The organism is Paenibacillus sp. 11B (assembly GCF_030487755.1).
GTDB lineage: Bacteria > Bacillota > Bacilli > Paenibacillales > Paenibacillaceae > Paenibacillus > Paenibacillus vandeheii.
Map to the genome: position 1 here is coordinate 1046232 of NZ_JAUKNS010000002.1, position 18460 is coordinate 1064691.

An 18460-nucleotide genomic window follows, 5' to 3' on the forward strand; every position below is an offset into this window, starting at 1 on the left:
TGAAAGCGTTTGCTTTCGATATATTCATCTTATCATTCCCAAATCTTCATTCGTTAGTAATAATTTTGTGTGGATTTGTCATCTTATTGCCACAATGAAAACCTTTACAGAAACCGCTTGCATTAAATTTGTTTTTTTGTAATTTCTTTTGATTTTGTACTTTTTTGATCTGAATATTTTACAAGTCAGGCTTCATTCTCAGGCTTTACGCACCAAAAAGACCCTCCCGTGTTGTCATTGACAAGACAGGAAGGCCTCCTATTTGAAGCTGCTTTCACTTAAATAACGTCCTTGCTTTCACTTAAGCCCTATTGTTTAGCTCGTAATCAACGGGAGTGTAACGGTAACCCTTGTCCCCTCTCCCGGTTTGCTCATTATCGTTACACCATAAGGTGCCCCGTACAACAGCTCTATGCGATCATGTACATTCCGTATACCAATACCGCTGAACAACTGTCGATTATTCTTCGGATTAGGCAGCGACTCACCCATTGAGAATCCTTCGATCCCGTCGCCGTTATCCATAATCTCGCATATCAATGACTCTCCGGCTCTGGAGACCATCACATGAATGGTTCCTGTTTCCTTGGAAATGAATCCATGGAAGAAGGCATTCTCAATAAAGGGCTGAATCACCAGCTTGGGCACATGATAATGCGTACAATCCGGAGCTACGTAAAAGGCCGCTTTAATGCGTCCTCCGTATCGGACATGATTAATGAATACATAGTTTTTCAGATTTTCGACTTCTTGCTCTACCGTTATTGTCTCACTCACGTTACTAATCGTATTTTGTAATAAAGAGATTAGCGCATTAATGGTTTCGGCAGCCCTGTCCTTGTTCCCCTGCTGCACTAGAACTTTAACGGAAGCCAGAGTGTTGTATAGAAAATGAGGATTAATCTGGCTTTGCAGCGCCGCCAGCTCAGCGTTTCGCTGCTCTCGCTGTGTAAGTACCAGTTGATCCACATAGTCATGCAGTTCATCCAGCATGTAGTTATAGGCATGACCCAGCTGTCGGCTCTCATAACTTCCGCTGACCGGAATATAGTTGTCCAGATCACTTTTGGTAATATTGGACATCTGCTTCACGAGTCTGCGCAGTGATTTGGTGATTTGATTCGTAATTAGAAATACCAGTATGAGGGCAGCAGCCACAATGCCAGCGCAAATCAGAGCAATGGTCTTCATATCAATCAGCTGCCCCATTGCGAGATCTTTGTCGACGACGTTTATGATATAAAAACGGTAAAATGGCAAGTACTCGGACAATACCACACTGTCCTGATCCATGACTCGCGCATTTAACCCTTTTGCAGTTTCGTTATTATTCATTTCTCTGGCATAGGTCAGCAATTCAAGTTGAGTGGTACCGATCCACTCTTCCCGATTGGACGATACAATCTCACCCGCATCATTCAGGATAACCACATCGTTGCCTCGGCTCGTGAAACTGCTATAGAACTGACGAAATGCGTTCTCTCTCATAGTCACATACAATGTACCGTAGAGTCGATTTTCAGCACGATCCGTCAAGGCCTTGGTCGCTGAAATCATCTGCCCGGCAGTCTCATCATTCGTCTGATAGTCGTCAAAAATGATCCGATTCGGACTTGCCGCTGCTTCCAGCGTTATCGGCTGTTCTTTCAATTCATCCGCTGATAAACGAAGATGAGACCGATCGGTGGAATACGTACGCCCATTAATACCGCTAATCGTAATACCGACTTCATAGGACTCTGTGATCGACTGAATCCGGTCCATCGTTTCCCTCATATTATAATAGGATTTTGCCATAGTGAGGGAGTCACCCTCCCCCTCAGACAAATAACCACGGATCGCCCCGCTTTGTCTAACATTATTGGATACAGCAGCGATCGCATCGTTAAAGGATTCAAAGTTCGTTTTGATCTGGCTAAGTACCTTGGAGTTCGTAATACTGAACGTCTCGGTAAACAGCTTGGTCGACATATGAATCGATGTCCATAGAATGAGTACGGAAACAAGAATGATGCTGACCACCATAACAAGGAACAGTTTCGGAAAAAGCCCGAGGCGGGAAAATGCGTTCATCCATTTCTTCATTTATTTCTTCCTTCTGACGTTATGCCCAGAATTTTCGCCGGTATCGGCTGGGTGACAGTCCGGTAAATTTTTTGAACACCTTGCAAAAGTAGCTGTGGTCGGAATACCCTACCATACTGCTAATTTCGGAAATGGTGACGTCATCCGACCGGAGAAGTTCCTCTGCCTTTTCGATTCGAATTTTGTTCAAATATTCGTTAAAGCCTTCTTTTTTGTGTGAAGAGAAATAACTGGACAGGTACGAGGGATTAAAATGAAAATGCTTCGCTACTTCGGCAAGTCCGAGCGGCTGATCAAAGTGCTCATGCATATATTCCAGCAGCATTTTCATATTTGGATCACTTCGTCGTCCGCCCTCTCCACTAGTACATTCCTGTACCTCAGTCATGAATTGGTCCAGCACAGTCATGGCTTCCCTGAGGCTGGAAGCTCCATCCACATGTTTGAAATAGGTATATTTGCCCTCTTCCAGCGCAGCAGACTGAACATCCATATCTGCCAGGGTGATGGACACGTTAAAGATCAGGTTGCCCAAGAAGGACTTGATTTCGAACACATCTGCAATATAATCCCTTCCCAACGTAAGGGCATACTCCTGCAAATATTCTCTTGCCGCTTCTGTTCGATTTCGCTTCACATGCTGCAAAAACATGTTCACGTTGAACTGGTACCCGGCAGGGTGAAGAGGCGGAAGTTCGCCATATACCAGAATAGAGCGATCCTCATAATAAAAGCGATACTCCATTAGTTTGATCAGACGCGTTCGATACACGTTTCCCATCTCTTCAAATGAAGAAAAGCTGTCGCTCAGCACCCAGCAAGATCCATCCTGGGCTTCCTTGTTCTTGCTCGCCAACTCCTTAATCTGCTGCACCATCCATTCATCCTTCGAAGGGTCTACATTAAGGAGCACCACCGGTGATATGCCTTCCGCCGGAACGATTGCACACTCTACGTCAGGGAGCAAATCCCGTAACCTGTTCTCCAACTGCCCGTTATCCAGCTTGTGCACATGTACCTGTGTATCCTGCGGCTTATATACGAGTAAACGAAAGCATCGGTGAGGAAACGTCTCGCTAATGATATCCATCTCGTTACTCTCATCCAATGTAAAACCGGACAGCATCTTTTCCATCAGTTGCCCGAGCCTCCACCCATCATGTGTAGGCTCAAACTGCAATTCCGGAATTTTGCCAGCGGTACGTTGAAGCACTTGTAATAATTCATTGGTATCCAGTTTCGGTTTCAAAATGTAGTCTGCTGCTCCATTCTGGAGCGTTGAACGTACATAATCGAACTCACTGAAGCTGCTAAGTACAATAACCTCAATCTGCGGATGGCTGGATTTTAACGTCCGGACAAAGGTTTCCCCATCCATCACAGGCATTACGATGTCCGTAATGACAATATCCGGCTGTAACGACTGTACCTGCTCAAGTCCTTCTTCTCCATTGGAAGCTTCACCTACAATCTGAAAACCTTCAGCTTCCCAGTTCATATGGTGCTTAATGCCTTGCCTTACAAGAAACTCATCGTCAACAATCAGCACCTTGCACAACCGGTTCATGACCCTTGACCCCCTCGTCTAATCTTTCTTCTATGTCTACAGGTTATACCATCATATATCGGATAGAATAGCCTTCCCGTGTTAGCGGTTACATTTATTTTAAAGTTTTGTACTTCTTTTTATATCGCAAAACGAACGTTTTATCAATGGAAACTCTCTTTAGTGTACACTATATTTCGACAAAATAAGAAGCCTTGACCCGCCATGAATCTTTTTTGGCGAACCAGGACTTCTTATCCATGTACGTTTAGATTAACTCAAACTTTCATTTCAAGTTTAAGTCTAAGGTTCGATTCCCCATTGAAGACTTCCCGCAATATATCCAGTTACTTTTGACCAATCGGTATAAGCGGTTTGAGCCGGTGCAAAGGAATAATCATCCGTCTGCGTGTAGTTGCTCCAGTCGTTTTTGGAGAAGCGGGCTTGAATTTCAGTGCTTTGCCCCGCTGCCAGTGAACCGGCAGAAGCCTTGAAGCCAATCTCCAGCATGTAATCCGCTCCGGTCACCGGGGTCGACAGCGCACTAAACGTACCTGTAACATTGTCGTTTCCAGCCGTTGCCCAGTCACAGAAGAAGCTTTGGGTCTGAGCGCCGTTAATCGTATAGTAGTAACGAATTTTGACATCGGAAAGATTGATCGCCGTTGTGCCTGTATTCGTTAACTTGATCTTGGGATTAACGGAGTTACTCGTTGCTGAAGTCGTTCCATTAAACATCCCGATTCGAATGGCGCCCACGGGTACAACCGTCGTGTCTTTGATAGTCAGATTCAGAATCGTATCATTGCCTGCACTGAAATGGAAGGTTAATGCTGCGCTTCCCTTGGGCAAAGAAGCCAGATAGGTTTTGCTCAGCACTACCTGATTGCCCGATAATGTGTAATCCGTACCTGCAACCAGCGTTGAACTGCCGTTACGGATCGTACTAAGTGTGTTTCCATTCAGTGTCAACATGACAGGAATATCGGCCTGGTTGCCTGGATTCTTATCAAATTCAGCATTTACTGGTGTGATGGTCGAGCTGGTTACCGGAGACCCGCCTCCACCTTCTCCACCGCCATTGTTCCCGCCAATACGGTCAGCATATAAAATGCCCCGTCCATTCGTTCCCAAATACACTCTTCCATACAGACGTGGATCACCTGTAATTGTGGTTACACGTGCATATTGATGCTGATTATCGTTAATCCGTACCCAATTCGCCCCGCCATCATCGGAACGGAAAAATCCACGTGTTCCGTCGATCTTTGCAATCGTGTACAGCGCGACCCCGTTCTGTCCAGGCGCCGCTTTACCAAAACCGATGCTGTCCGCTTCCTCCACATTTGCAAGCTTGGTAAAGGTCGCTCCTGAATCGGTGGAATGCCACAGACCGTATGGCCCTCCCTCTTCACTGCCACCTGCAAACCAGAGCTCACCTTCTGTACCTGGAACAGCGTCCAGATCTGTATTTCCTTCAACCGGAAGTCCGGTAGCCGCAGAAGCGGTGAAGGAGGCACCACCATTGGTGCTCACATAGACTTTACCGGCAGCAAATCCATAGAATTGGTTCGGGTTCACCCGGTCGGAGATCACTTTGGCCTGTGCGGGTATACCTGAACTCGCGGTCCATGAGTTTCCGCCAGTGGAATAATGCACACCCTTGTCTGATGTGCTCCATACAAGTCGGTTACCATTTGCAGAGATAGCTACGGTTCCTCCTCCGGTTGTTCCGGCAGGCTCTGCGTTTGCTTTATACCACGTGGTCCCACCGTCGCTGGATAAACCAATAGATTTTGCATTCGGATCAGCCGTGTAGTCTGCTTTCCCTACGCGAACCATAGTACTTGGACTTAACTCTGCAAAATCCAGACTTTCCGTAGAAGAGTAGTTGGGGCTGGTAAACATCGTAGCTGGTGCCTGATCCAGATCGTTATGACGGAATCCCGAGACATCCCCTACACCACTTAACAAGTGTGCTCCGCTTGGCGGGCTGATCAGATCCAGGACTGCGATTTCCTCCACGCCTTTGGCCATCACAGAAATATTAATTTTGTTGCCCTCATCCCAGTCTGTCAGATTTTTGGTTCCGTAGATGGTCGCGCCTGTTCCATACATCATACGGTCAGAATCAAATGGATCAATCTCCAGATCACCAATCATCCAGCCCAGCTTTGGAGAAACTTCAGGGGGTGCAGGATTTGTCCCAAAGGTCAACCAAGGAGCAGCCGATATATCCTGTGTATAGCGCATTTTGCGGTTTGGATATGCTTCAAATTCCCAGATACGGGTCCAAGTAGCTCCACCGTCCGTACTGCGGAACAGATTCGCATCAGGCCACCAGGAGTTAAGGGTTGCTACCATGAGTGTACCAGGATGCTGTGCATCTACTGCCAGTCCGCCGTATCCATAATAATTATCCGTGCTGCTGCTTGGCACCGGACTAATATTGGTCCATACCCCTGTAGACGTATTTAATTTCCACAGGTCTCCCTTTTCCCCATCATAAGGGCCCGCACCATCACTGTAAGAGATATAAAGATTGCCATTGGCATCCATTTCCCCGTGATGAGGCAGATAGCCTGTAGGCTGTCCAGCGACAGCAGTCCATGTTGCGCCTCCATTCGTACTGCGGTATATGCTTTGATTTTTGTCGGCTACCCCGACATAGATGGTCTGTGTTGCCTGTCCAGCAGAACCTGTAGATTTGTCAAAAGTAATCCAAGATAGGCCTACAATGTCACTGGTATACTCATAAGACGGGTCCTCCACATACGTTCCCGGATTCGGGAAGCTCGTTACTTTGCTCCAGGTTACGCCGTAATCCGTACTTTTCCACAGTCCATTACCACTGCGGGCACCAAAATACAAAATGCTATTTTTATTCGGATCAATAGTCAGGCGTTCCCCCATGGAACGTCCCGGCATGTTACCGCCGACTTTGAACGGAAGAGTGGTTGTCTGCCAAGTATCCCCGCGGTCCGTAGAACGCAGAATGGAGCCGTTGTTTTTGTCCCATGAATTCGTGTACGTGCCAACAGCCATATACACTCGATTCGGATCAATCGGGTCTGTTGCCAGCGCATCGACACCGTTTTTGTTCCAGTCATCCCAGCCGACAAAATCGGTGAGCGGAATCCAACTTTCATTCGCAGGATTCCAGCGATAGGCTCCCCCGATATCGGTCCGGGCATAGATCAAATCTTTCTCTGACTCATTGAAAATAATCCCCGGCACAAAACCACCACCAGCCCCGGTCACGACATTTTTCCACTGGTATGAATCACTCGGTGCCGCATCTGTTGTTCCAACGAGTACGCCCAATGAAACTGCTGCAACGGCAACCGTCAAACTCATCACCCGCAGCTTTCCCAAAAACGTTTTCATAGTAACTTAGCCTCCTCTTCAATATGTTCATCGCATCCGGTCAACTCCCGCTGTGTCATCCTGTTGATGAGTGCAGTGTCAGACATTTAATGCATTGGGTCAGGCAACCAGCCCCACCTCCTCTCCAATTTATAAAACGCTTTCATAAATCGATTTCGATAACCATTCACTGGATTATACTTTCAATACATAACATTCGATAACCATTAAAAAACCCCTTCTGCTCGAATTCTATTTTTTGTAATTTTTTTCAGTATATCGCTTTCACAACACAAAGAAGGCTGCTGCTTGATCCAGCACCCTTCTCCATTGACATGCTATTGTATAAAAGAAAAACGCAATCCCAGTAACACGGTTGTTCGTTCCTTCATTTATTTGCTATCCGACTGTATTACATTGCCAAACGCGTAGGTTTTCTGCCCTTTCACACCCGGTCTGACTACAAATAGAGATCCTGCATTCGGAGTCTCTAGCAGCCGCTCTTCACTAATACCAATCCGGGCAGTCGTAATATACAAATCCTCCAAATCCGGCCCTCCGAAACAACAGGATGTCACCTGATCCGCAGGTATCTCAATCTGTTGCAGCAGCTCTGCCGTATGGGGATTCCAGCGTGTGACTCTTCCTCCGCCCCAATGGGCAATCCACAGCATTCCCTCACCATCTACAGTCATTCCATCCGGAAAGCCAAATTCCTCCGGGATAGCAATAGCACTTGTCCGGTTCGTAAGTTCTCCAGCAGCCAGATCAAAATCAAATCGATCAACAGAACGTGTCGGCGTATCAATGTAATACATCGTTTGCTGATCCGGACTCCAGCCCAATCCATTGGACGTGGACACATCCCTGAACATCGTTCGAACAGGCTTTCCTTCCTCCAGACAATAAAATGCCCCCGTCTTGCTTTCGTTCTTCATGCTCATCGTTCCTGCCCAGAAGCGGCCAAGCGAGTCACATTTCCCGTCATTGAAACGGTTGTTGTCCTTGCCTGTTTCAGGATCCTCAATCGGCTGCAGCTCTCCCGTGAGCAGGTTATAGGCGTGGAAGCCACTGCGCAAAGCAACGACAACCTCATCACCATGGTATGGGACAACCGCACCTACATGCTCGCCAACATCATAAGCCTGATCTTCACCTGTAGAAGGATCATATACGTGTACCTTATACCCTTCAATATCCACCCATAATAACCGATTGTGTTCTGCATCCCAGCTTGGACCTTCGCCCAGCAACGCCGGGGTATGTACTGCAATGTTCAAGTTGCTCATGCCATCACATCCTTTTTATGATTTGACGCCGCCTGACCATTCGAAATCAATGGCATCCAGGAATGCTTTGGAAAGAACCATATGGCCTGTTGCATCGGGGTGAACCCGATCATACGTCAGCACGGACGTATAGAAATGATCCCAGAACGGTGTAAATGCAGCCTGTGTATCCACGTAAATGGCATCATATTCAGCGGCTACTCTGCGAACAGCTTCCCCGTATACGTCCATCGTAGCCCGCATCGGATCTTCCGGGTTGGCTTCCAAATAATAAGGAGACATCAGAACAAGTCCTTTCAACCCCGGACGAACAGAAGCAACCAGCTCACGCAGTGTAGATTCATACTCCTCCAGGAAAACATGCGAATCTGTAGATAGTGGATTGTCAAATTGACGCCATACATCATTAATCCCGATCATGATGGTTAGCCAGTCCGGTTTGAGATCAAGCACATCACGATCCCAGCGCTGCTTCAAATCACGGATCGTATTCCCACTATTACCCACATTTTGAATCCGCAACATCAACTCCGGGTAGATGGAACGCAGCAGGGCATACACTTGTGCCACATAGCCATGCCCTAATCCAGAACTGCCTTCACCAACAGGATGTTCACGGCCACAATCTGTGATCGAATCTCCGATAAAAAGCAGCTTATCATTCTTTTGCAATTTCATTGTCGTTTTCTCCTTCGCTCTCATAAGCGTTAAAATAGGTGAGATCACTCGTATTCAATTTCATAATCAGGAAAGACAGAGCTCAGCCAGCGCAGGGTTACCACCCTTGATTTTTAAGCCAGGTCAGGCACAGGTCAGACCAGGCACGAACGGCATGGTTATCCTCTGCCAATCCCAGACCATGTGAACCTTTTTCGAAAACATGCAAATCATAGGGAATGCCATGCGCACCCAGGGCAAGCGCATAACGCAAACTGTTTTCCACCGGGACCGCCTGATCATCACTCGTATGCCAAATAAATGCTTCAGGGGCGTCGGCCTTCACCTGCTGCTCTGCACTGAAGGCCTTGATCTGTTCGGCAGTCGCATCTGACCCAAGCAGATTTTCACGAGAACCGGCATGTCCATAGGATTCCATCGTAATTACCGGATAACAAAGAATAACCCGATCCGGGCGTGAACTCTCCCGTTCAATAGGATCTTCATGATCTGGTTGACCCTCGTCATACAAAGTTCCCAACGTGGCTGTAAGGTGCCCCCCCGCCGAGAAACCAAGCACCGCAATTTTGGAAGGCTGAATGCCAAATTGCTCGGCATGAGCCCGTACATAACGAATTGCACGCTGACCATCTGTCATTGGTGCCGGGTGCTGGTGAGGCGCCACGCGGTACTTCAGCACAAATGCACTAATTCCCGCACGGTTCAGCAATTCAGCGATTGGAGCTCCTTCATGGTCGGCCAAAAATCCATAGCCCCCACCCGGACATATAATGACAGCGCTCTCGGAACCTGGTTGAATAAATGGAATCAGATGGGGCATTTCATCCTCATGGCCCTTGGCCGCATAAGGTGCTGCATGGTCCCATAATGGTATAGTTGACGTCACTTCTATCATCCTCTCTAAATTGAACGGATGCATTGATCCGTATAATCGTTTTCCAATCTAAGGAATCGATACCATCATAACGGGAAGCACCCATACGCATCAATACCTTCCTGGCATCACTTTTTATTCAATTTGTAACAGGTTACACCGAATGTCCCTACTTGAACAGTGTTTTATAGCACATGGATTACCTCTCAATGATTAGTATAACGTTCGATACTGTTCCGGAGTTACGCCCTCAATCCGCCGAAATGTAGCCACAAAGTGGCTCGCATCCCGAAATCCAACCTTCGCTGCCGTTTCCTTGACGGTCAGTTTGCTGTTTCCTGTCATCCATTCTTTCGATTTGCGGATACGAAGGAGTATGAAATAACTGTAGGCGGTCATGCCAAAGGATTGTTTGAAAAGGGTATTCAAATGCCTTGGCGTAATGCCTGGAATGGCGGCCATCTGTTCAAGGCCAATATCGGGATCGGCGTAGTTTTCATTCATAAATGAAATTAACGGAGCCAGCCGTTCCACAGCATGCGAGATCGAAGAACGACTACCCGTCATGCCATGCTTTTTGAGTAAAATCAGAAACCGGTACATGTCCGCTGACGCTTCCAAACCGGATAAATCCTGATCACTGCTGATGGAACCCAGCACTTCCCGCCCATAGTATTCAAGCGGGCTCTCCGAATCCCATTGATGAAGGGCAGCCTCCCCCAAACCAAGTGATTCTGTGATGGCCGGACACTGGGCACCTCCAAATGTAATGTAAAGTGTCTGCCACTCTCCCTGCGAGGGTACATACTCGTGCGGCTCATTCGGCGGCAGCAAAATGCCGGACGTCTCTCCCAGCAGTACAGTTGAACCTGCAAATCTGAACTCTCCGGCCCCCTTCACCGTCTGAAGCCAGTGATAGCAGGGATAGCCCGCTGGTCTGGAGACACTCTCCTGATTTCCGTTATATCCGATGCTCTCGATGTAGAGCGGAAGCGGCCGATCCCGTGAGGTCATAAAATATCGCCGATGATCGGGTTTGATGAGCATTGAGATTCTCTCCTTTGAACAAAAAACAAGATTACAGTTCCATATTCTTATATGTTTCATTACTTTTCTTATATTTTAAAAGTCATATCCATCATATAGTATAGAATTATTCTTATACAAGAGGTGAACACATTTGATTAGCAGCAAGTTACCCAAAATGTTCTACGGCGGCGACTATAACCCTGAACAATGGGATCATGAGACTCATCTTGAAGATCTGCGCATGTTCCAATTGGCAGGTATTGATATTGCGACCATCAACGTATTTTCCTGGGCACTAATTCAGCCTGATGAAGTCACTTATAATTTTGAAGGACTGGACCAGTTCATTAACAGTCTCTATGAAAACGGCGTTTACATTTGCCTCGCAACAAGTACTGCTGCACATCCAGCGTGGATGGCGAAGAAATATCCGGATGTACTACGTGTGGATGCTGATGGACGTAAACGCAAATTCGGTGGACGGCATAACTCCTGTCCGAATAGCCCAACCTACCGCAAATACTCCGAGAAAATTGCAGACAAGCTGGCGGAACGTTACAAGGATCACCCTGCTGTGCTTGTATGGCATATCTCCAACGAATATGGCGGCGATTGTTACTGCGATAACTGCGAGAAAGCGTTCCGCGTGTATCTCAAAGAACGCTATCAGACTCTGGAGCAGCTCAACAAAGCATGGAACACCAATTTCTGGGGGCATACATTCTATGATTGGGACGAAATTGTACTGCCAAGCAACCTGAGCGAGCACTGGGGAAACAACAATTCTACGTTCCAAGGCATCTCGCTTGATTATTCCCGCTTCAACTCTGACAGTATGCTTGATTGTTATCGGCTGGAATATGATGCGATCAAAAAACATATCCCGGATTCGGTCGTTACGACCAATCTGATGGGATTCTTCAAACAACTGGACTATTTCAAATGGGCTAAGCATATGGATATCGTTTCTTGGGACAGTTATCCCGGCCTGGCAACTCCGGTCAGTTACACCGCTATGGCCCATGATTTGATGCGTGGACTGAAGGACGGTCAACCCTTCATGCTGATGGAGCAGACACCCAGCCAACAGAACTGGCAGCCCTATAACTCACTGAAACGTCCCGGTGTCATGCGTCTGTGGAGTTACCAGTCCGTGGCTCACGGCGCGGATACGATCATGTTCTTCCAGCTTCGCCGTTCCATCGGCGCCTGCGAGAAGTACCACGGCGCTGTAATTGAACACGTAGGCCATGAGAATACGCGCGTGTTCCGTGAAGTCGCAGAGCTGGGCAAGGAATTGCAGCTGCTCGGTAACAAGACGCTGGATGCCACCGTTGATGCCCAAGTGGCAGTTGTGTTTGACTGGGAAAACTGGTGGGCAATTGAGAAATCAAGCGGACCTACCGTTGCACTGAACTATGTAGACCAAATTCACAAATACTACGCTGCCTTCTTCCGCCGCAACATTCAGGTGGACATCGTTAGTGTGGATACGGATATCAGCAAATACGACATCGTTCTCGCTCCAGTACTCTACATGGTGAAACCGGGCTTTGCAGGCAAACTGGAGAAATTCGTTGAAGCAGGCGGTACATTCCTGACAACCTTCTTCAGTGGTATCGTCAATGAGAGTGACATCGTAACAACTGGTGGTTACCCGGGTGAGCTTCGCAAACTGCTCGGGATCTGGGTCGAAGAAATTGATGCCCTGCTGCCTGAGCAAAAAAACAGTATTGTCCTGAAAGAAGCTTATGGTGATCTTCAAGGAGAATATGGTTGTGGCATGCTGTGTGACCTGCTGCACAGTGAAGGCGCTGAAGTCATCGCCGAGTATGGAGACGATTTCTATAAAGGTATGCCTGTCGTGACACGTAACACATTCGGTCAAGGTGAAGCCTGGTATGTAGCTTCCGATCCGGAAGACCGATTCCTGGACGATTTACTGGGACAACTGGCTGCAGCCAAAAATATTGATTCCCTTCTGAATACGCCGGAAGGTGTTGAAGTGACTGCTCGTACCAAGGATGGACAGCAGTACCTGTTTGTCATGAATCACAATGCTACTGCCCAATCTTATGATCTCGGCAAGGCTAAGGCTCATGATTTGCTTACAGATCGGTCCCTTTCAGGTACGATTGAGATTGAAGGCCGCGGTGTGCAGCTGCTTGAAATGAAATAATTTTGGAAAACCGATGATACAACATGTTACACGCAAATCGCGTTGATTCATATTTGTAGCTTAAATGAGTGTCAATTGTTAAAATTTGAAGTATTATAGGATTGAACCTGTTTCAATCTGCTACTTCCCGTATCCGTTTAGACCGGATACGGGTTTTTGTCATTATTTGTGAGGTTCTCGGTTAGAAGGAAATACCGAGATGCGAAGCGAATTGGACGAGACACACAATTTAACGACGCCCCGCCGGGAAAAGGAAGCGGCCCCTCTGAAAGCAGGCGCTGCACTGTATATGGAATAATAATATCATGCTCCGAAATTATTGGTGACAACCATAATGTCACTTATACACTGCTACAATGAGAGGAACACTCCAGCATCCTTTCCGGCGGCGCAACCCTCGAAACGGAGTGGCTGACATGAATAGAACAAATCGGCTTGCCGCCATCGTTATGGCATTGCAGAACGGTCACGAAACGGCACATTCACTTGCGGAAAAGTTTGAAGTTTCCCGTCGTACCATCCTGCGGGATATCCAATCACTCTCCGAGATGCATGTCCCGATCATTGCTATCTCCGGTCCCGGAGGCGGCTTCAGACTTATGGAGGGGTATGTACTGCCCCCACTGCAATTGGACCCGGTTGAAGCAGCTACTCTCATCTTTGCTCTCGAAGGCCTAAGCCATTACGCAGATACCCCTTTTCAAGAGAAACGCTGGACATTAATGGACAAGATCAAAAGTATTATCCCGGATGATGTCAAGGCAAGAATGGATCCCTTGCTCAAACAACTGAAACATGACGTTCCGGAGCGGAACTATGTCCTTCATCATCTGGAACCGCTTTTGGCTTGTATCCCGGAACAAGGGTGGCTGCGTATGTTATACCGATCTGCTTCTCGTCAACGCTGGCTTACGATCTGCCCTATTCGAATCTATGCTTCTGCTGGTTTCTGGTATTGTGAAGCGTATTCGGAGGAGCATGGTGAACAGCGCCTGTTCAGGGCAGACCGCATTCTGGACGTTAAGCCGGTTGAGCTGAGCGAGTCACAACAACTGACTGAAAAGGCTGAACGGCAGCGCAGCAAACCGAAATCTCCCGAACGTTCTCCAACGCGCGTTACGGCACGTTTGAGTTACAGCGGAATGATTGAGGCAGAACAGGACAAGCATATTGGCGAACGAATGACCGAAATCGCTCCGGATGTCTGGGAGCTGTCCTTTCTCTGCCCTCCCGGTGAGTGGGCTTGGGCCGTTCGATTCTTTTATCGACTTGGACGTGAGGCAGAAGTACTCGAACCTGAGGACCTTCGCTCTGAGATTCGCCAACATGCCGAGGAAGTAAGCCAGATGTATCTCGCTTCCAACCATAATCGTTGCAGCACAAGTTAGAAAGGAGATTGCCGAATTCAATGAATGAGAATGAATCCATCGTAACTTACGAAGAAGCTGTTCAGCGAATAGAAGCTGTGGGACTGCTCCCGCTCGCACCTTTATTCCCTGAATATCCTTCACTGTCCTCCATAACGCCTAAAGAAAACTGGCACAAGGATAACGCGCTTGATCCCTGGCTGTGGCGTTCACGTCTCGCCGAAGAAGGGATCGCTGCCTATGGAAAATTTGTCAAAAAGAAAGCCATCCTGGTCTCACGCGAATATTTCCCTTGGGTGCACCGCCTGCTAGCGGACTCCAGAGTCATGGAAGAACAGTATGATGCGGGTTTGATCTCTCTTGAAGCATTCAAACTGTATGAACGAATTGAGGAGCACGAAGGTATAGATGGTCGTAAATTACGTTCACAGGCAGGGTTTGGAGCCAAAGAGGATAAAAAAGCATTTGACCAGGGTCTGCTGGACCTCCAGAGTGCTGGCGCCATTGTCATCTGTGGCACCAAGGAAAAAGAAGGCCTAGCTGAAGGCAAGGTCGCCTGGAACAGCTCTGCTTATGAGACCTCGGGCTATTGGATGAAGCGTCAAGGAATTAAACCGTTTGAGGGAAGCGTTGCAGACGCGAGCAAACTCCTGCTGCATCAATTGGAGCAACACGCGTCTGCGGCTGCACTGACCAAAATCAAAAAAGCCTTTGCCATGAATTGATTGATTGAAATATGTGTATACGACAAATCCCGGAAGCCGAAGAAGAAGCCGCCGGGATTTGCGGTATACGTTGATGATGGATGAGTCTAATTGCATGGCAACGGACCGAATCTGGATTACAGAATGACCCCATCCTTGAAAATCGCAATTTCCCGAAATCCATGCTGCTCGCTGAGCGTATGCGCCCGTCCTGAAGCAATATCGATCAGTTGGCTGAACAGCTGTACTTTCACATCTTCCATCGTCTTTCCTTCCAGCAGTTGACCCGCGTTAAAATCGATCCAGTGTTTTTTTCGATTCGCGAGATCCGATTGGGTGGCAATCTTGACCGTAGGCACCGGGCCTCCAAACGGTGTTCCCCGACCTGTCGTGAAGAGAACAATATGTGCACCCGCAGCAGACAGTGCCGTAACTGACACGAGATCATTGCCCGGAGCTTCCACAATATTCAGGCCGGTTGAAGTGACACGTTTACCATAACGAAGCACATCAACTACGGCAGAGCGCCCTCCCTTTTGCGTACATCCCAAAGACTTTTCTTCCAGCGTCGTAATGCCCCCTGCTTTGTTCCCTGGTGAAGGATTTTCATATATATTCTGACCGTGGTTCACAAAGTATTGCTTGAAGCCATTCACCAAGTCTACCAAATCATCAAATACCTGCTCACTGGCCGCCCGATTCATCAGAATGGTCTCCGCACCAAACATCTCGGGAACTTCTGTCAGTATGGCTGTGCCTCCTGCAGCAACCAGCATATCTGAAACGGAGCCCACGAGTGGATTTGCCGTAATCCCTGATAAACCGTCCGAGCCCCCGCACTTCAATCCAATTTTGAGCTTGCTCAGAGGCAGCGGCTGACGCTCTTCATGTTCAACAAGCTCCACTAGCTCTTCCATTAGACGCAGTCCTTCTTCAAGCTCGTCATCCGTTTCCTGCGCTTTGAGAAAACGTACTTTCCCCTGATATTCCGGTGCAATACATTCGCGGAACTGATCTACCTGATTGTTTTCGCATCCCAACCCAATAACCAGCACACCGCCAGCATTCGGGTGCTCGACCAAGGAAGCCAGCACCTGCTGCGTATATTTCAGGTCATCTCCCAGCTGCGAGCAGCCGAACGGATGCGGAAAATGGTAAACCCCATCCACCCTGCTGCCGAACTGGGACTGACCCATACGAGCCAATGCCTCACATACTTTATTAATACAGCCGACCGTATTGACAATCCAGATTTCATTACGGATACCTGCTTCACCGTTAGGTCGCAAATAACCATCGAAGGACCGTAAATGTTCCGGAGGCATGTCCGTCTGAACAGGTGGTGCGGGCTGATACTGATATTCCAGCAATCCGTGAAGTCCTGTTTTCAGATTATGGCTATGAATCCAGCTTCCCTGCTCAATCTGTTCTTTGGCTATCCCGATGGAAAAACCATATTTCATCACATCCTCGCCCGGTGCGAGGGTATGCACAGCTATTTTATGGCCTTTAGGCACATCATCCCTTAGTGTAAAAGTAGAGCTGTCTGGCAGCGTGATGCTTTCCCCTTTTACATAATCTCGAAGGGCTATAATGACATCATCCTGCGGCTGAATTGCAATCCAGTCATTAATTGTATGGGTTGTGTTCATCAACTCTCACCTTCCAACAGACCTATTTCGTGAACGAGTGCTTCGCGAAGTCCCTCTCGATCATCCAGATTTTCTCCCCAAATCGATACATCAGACAATACGGCAGCAACACGGCGGTCTAATTGCTGCTTATCCCTCTTCAGTGGCTCATAACTGTCCCAGTGTTTGGCGAGTGCAGCCAATACATCGACATCATCCCGAAGCAGGACGGACTCACCGTTCAGTCGCTGTCCCATATAACCGTCTGGCGTGTTCATCGGGCGATAAAGACACAACAATCCCGCAAACCCTTTCACAAGCCGAATAGGCCAGTTTCCCTGTTTTTGCTTATAAGCTATAAGTGTAGGCAGCACACGAACCTTGAACTTTCCTACTGTATTTAATGCAATATCCTGCAGCTTGTGATTAATATACGGATTGAGAAATCGTTCAAACACTTCTGCTGCGTACTCATCCAGATTATGATCCGGCATATCCAGTGCAGGCACAATCTCCTGATGTACCGCTTCTCTGACCCATGAGCCAAACTCCGGGTCTTCCATTGTCTCTCTTACATGGTCCTTGCCTTGCAGAATGCCGAGCGATGACATGAGTGTATGAGCACCATTAAGAATACGAACCTTGCGCAGCTGAAAAGGTTTCAAGTCCTTCACCCAGTGTACGTTGAGTCCCGCCTGCTTCAAGGGCAGTTTTTTGTCCATTGCTTCATCTGCCTGAATGGCCCAGAAATGATACGGCTCTGCCGTATTGATCAGTTGGTCCTCATACCCCCAGCGATGGGTCAGGGAATCGGCTTCTTCCTTGGTCGGTGCACCCGTGACAATCCGGTCAACCAGATTGTTCAAAAACAAGTTATGATTTTCAATCCATGAACGAAAGCCTTCAGAATAACCATAATCCTCACTATGCCGCAGTACACAACTGCGCAGCACATCCCCATTGCCTTCAAGCAGCTCACACGGCAGGTGAATCAATCCTCTGGATGGGTCCCCATCAAACTGCAGATAACGGTGATGCAGAAAGACCGTCAATTTACCCGGAAACGATTGTACTGGTTCACCCTGCAAGTACTCCGAATACGTATACTTCAATCCCGACTCGGTTGTATTGGAGATGACAAACTCCAAGGAAGGCAATTCCGCAAGCTTCAGAAAATCCTGCCATTCTTCGTAAGGGTTAATACACTGTGAAAAAATCGAGATCATTTCCGTGCGTTCCACCGCTTTTCCCTGTGAAAGACCTCGGGTAATCATCGTATACAATCCGTCCTGATTACGAATTTGTTCCAGCTTTGCCTTTCCCCCGGGCCGAGGCTGGGTCACAGCAACACTGCCATGGAATTTGCCTTGTCTCGCACTCTCATGAAGCATCCAGTCTGCAAACCCGCGCAAAAAGTTGCCTTCCCCAATCTGCAGTACCTTTACGGGACGTTCCATCACTTCTTTGCACTTGCGCTGGCTATCACTTCCGAGCAGATTTAGCTTTAGCCCTGGTCTTTTCGTGCTCGCCGACATGAACACTCACCTCATCGTTTTATTGTCATATTAGATGTCCCGCTGCACGCCATACAGCCCCTATACTTCCATTGAAAACGCTTTAAATTCATTGTATCATCAATAAAAGGAAATTTAATTGCTTATATTGCGGTAAATGTACTCTTTCATGACCAGCTGTACTATCATTTCTGTGAT

Annotated in this window: 12 protein-coding genes; 3 read left to right on the forward strand and 9 right to left on the reverse strand. The window is 47.8% G+C overall.

Annotated features, from left to right (window positions below; all coding sequences use genetic code 11):
• Positions 1–315: 315 nt before the first annotated feature.
• The 7 genes from Q0V21_RS13175 to Q0V21_RS13205 form a co-directional block, all read right to left on the reverse strand.
• On the reverse strand, positions 316–2085 hold the full coding sequence (locus Q0V21_RS13175; RefSeq protein ID WP_079347030.1) for a cache domain-containing sensor histidine kinase: 1770 nt from the start codon (positions 2083–2085) through the stop codon (positions 316–318).
• Between the two features lie 19 nt (positions 2086–2104).
• Positions 2105–3652 carry a response regulator transcription factor gene (locus tag Q0V21_RS13180; protein WP_301879287.1) on the reverse strand — a complete coding sequence of 516 codons (1548 nt, stop codon included), beginning with the start codon at positions 3650–3652 and terminating at the stop codon, positions 2105–2107.
• 282 nt (positions 3653–3934) lie between these two features.
• Positions 3935–7018 (reverse strand): X2-like carbohydrate binding domain-containing protein, encoded by a 3084-nt coding sequence (locus Q0V21_RS13185; protein ID WP_443145915.1) that lies wholly within the window; start codon positions 7016–7018, stop codon positions 3935–3937.
• Between the two features lie 371 nt (positions 7019–7389).
• On the reverse strand, positions 7390–8286 hold the full coding sequence (locus Q0V21_RS13190) for an SMP-30/gluconolactonase/LRE family protein (RefSeq protein WP_301879288.1): 897 nt from the start codon (positions 8284–8286) through the stop codon (positions 7390–7392).
• A 15-nt stretch (positions 8287–8301) separates the two neighbouring features.
• Complete coding sequence (locus Q0V21_RS13195) at positions 8302–8964, reverse strand: SGNH/GDSL hydrolase family protein (protein WP_301879290.1); 663 nt, start codon at positions 8962–8964, stop codon at positions 8302–8304.
• 97 nt (positions 8965–9061) lie between these two features.
• Positions 9062–9850, reverse strand: coding sequence for an alpha/beta hydrolase (locus Q0V21_RS13200; protein ID WP_024630152.1), 789 nt, complete (start codon positions 9848–9850; stop codon positions 9062–9064).
• 201 nt (positions 9851–10051) lie between these two features.
• A complete protein-coding gene (locus Q0V21_RS13205; RefSeq protein WP_301879291.1) occupies positions 10052–10885 on the reverse strand; it encodes an AraC family transcriptional regulator in 834 nt (277 codons plus the stop codon).
• 133 nt (positions 10886–11018) lie between these two features.
• Here Q0V21_RS13205 and Q0V21_RS13210 point away from each other — a divergent pair, with 133 nt between their 5' ends.
• The 3 genes from Q0V21_RS13210 (at position 11019) to Q0V21_RS13220 (ending at position 15138) form a co-directional block, all read left to right on the forward strand.
• Entirely contained in the window at positions 11019–13046 is a 2028-nt protein-coding gene (locus Q0V21_RS13210) for a beta-galactosidase (protein WP_301879293.1), read from the forward strand.
• A 416-nt stretch (positions 13047–13462) separates the two neighbouring features.
• Complete coding sequence (locus Q0V21_RS13215) at positions 13463–14434, forward strand: helix-turn-helix transcriptional regulator (RefSeq protein WP_079347046.1); 972 nt, start codon at positions 13463–13465, stop codon at positions 14432–14434.
• A gap of 20 nt (positions 14435–14454) precedes the next feature.
• Positions 14455–15138, forward strand: a complete 684-nt coding sequence (locus Q0V21_RS13220; protein ID WP_079347048.1) for an AlkZ-related protein — start codon at positions 14455–14457, stop codon at positions 15136–15138.
• Positions 15139–15254: 116 nt separating this feature from the next.
• Here the strand turns inward: Q0V21_RS13220 and Q0V21_RS13225 are convergent, their stop codons facing one another.
• Positions 15255–16769: a UxaA family hydrolase gene (locus Q0V21_RS13225; RefSeq protein WP_285080709.1), complete on the reverse strand. Its 1515-nt coding sequence runs from the start codon at positions 16767–16769 to the stop codon at positions 15255–15257.
• Positions 16769–18283 (reverse strand): tagaturonate reductase, encoded by a 1515-nt coding sequence (locus Q0V21_RS13230; RefSeq protein WP_301879294.1) that lies wholly within the window; start codon positions 18281–18283, stop codon positions 16769–16771. The genes Q0V21_RS13225 and Q0V21_RS13230 overlap by 1 nt, the downstream gene beginning before the upstream one ends.
• Between the last annotated feature and the right edge of the window lie 177 nt (positions 18284–18460).

Coding starts and splice junctions, on each gene's coding strand:
- Q0V21_RS13175 (WP_079347030.1), bottom strand. CDS start 2,085: ATGAAGAAATGGATGAACGCATTTTCCCGCCTCGGGCTTTTTCCGAAA.
- Q0V21_RS13180 (WP_301879287.1), bottom strand. CDS start 3,652: ATGAACCGGTTGTGCAAGGTGCTGATTGTTGACGATGAGTTTCTTGTA.
- Q0V21_RS13185 (WP_443145915.1), bottom strand. CDS start 7,018: ATGAAAACGTTTTTGGGAAAGCTGCGGGTGATGAGTTTGACGGTTGCC.
- Q0V21_RS13190 (WP_301879288.1), bottom strand. CDS start 8,286: ATGAGCAACTTGAACATTGCAGTACATACCCCGGCGTTGCTGGGCGAA.
- Q0V21_RS13195 (WP_301879290.1), bottom strand. CDS start 8,964: ATGAAATTGCAAAAGAATGATAAGCTGCTTTTTATCGGAGATTCGATC.
- Q0V21_RS13205 (WP_301879291.1), bottom strand. CDS start 10,885: ATGCTCATCAAACCCGATCATCGGCGATATTTTATGACCTCACGGGAT.
- Q0V21_RS13215 (WP_079347046.1), top strand. CDS start 13,463: ATGAATAGAACAAATCGGCTTGCCGCCATCGTTATGGCATTGCAGAAC.
- Q0V21_RS13220 (WP_079347048.1), top strand. CDS start 14,455: ATGAATGAGAATGAATCCATCGTAACTTACGAAGAAGCTGTTCAGCGA.
- Q0V21_RS13225 (WP_285080709.1), bottom strand. CDS start 16,769: ATGAACACAACCCATACAATTAATGACTGGATTGCAATTCAGCCGCAG.
- Q0V21_RS13230 (WP_301879294.1), bottom strand. CDS start 18,283: ATGTCGGCGAGCACGAAAAGACCAGGGCTAAAGCTAAATCTGCTCGGA.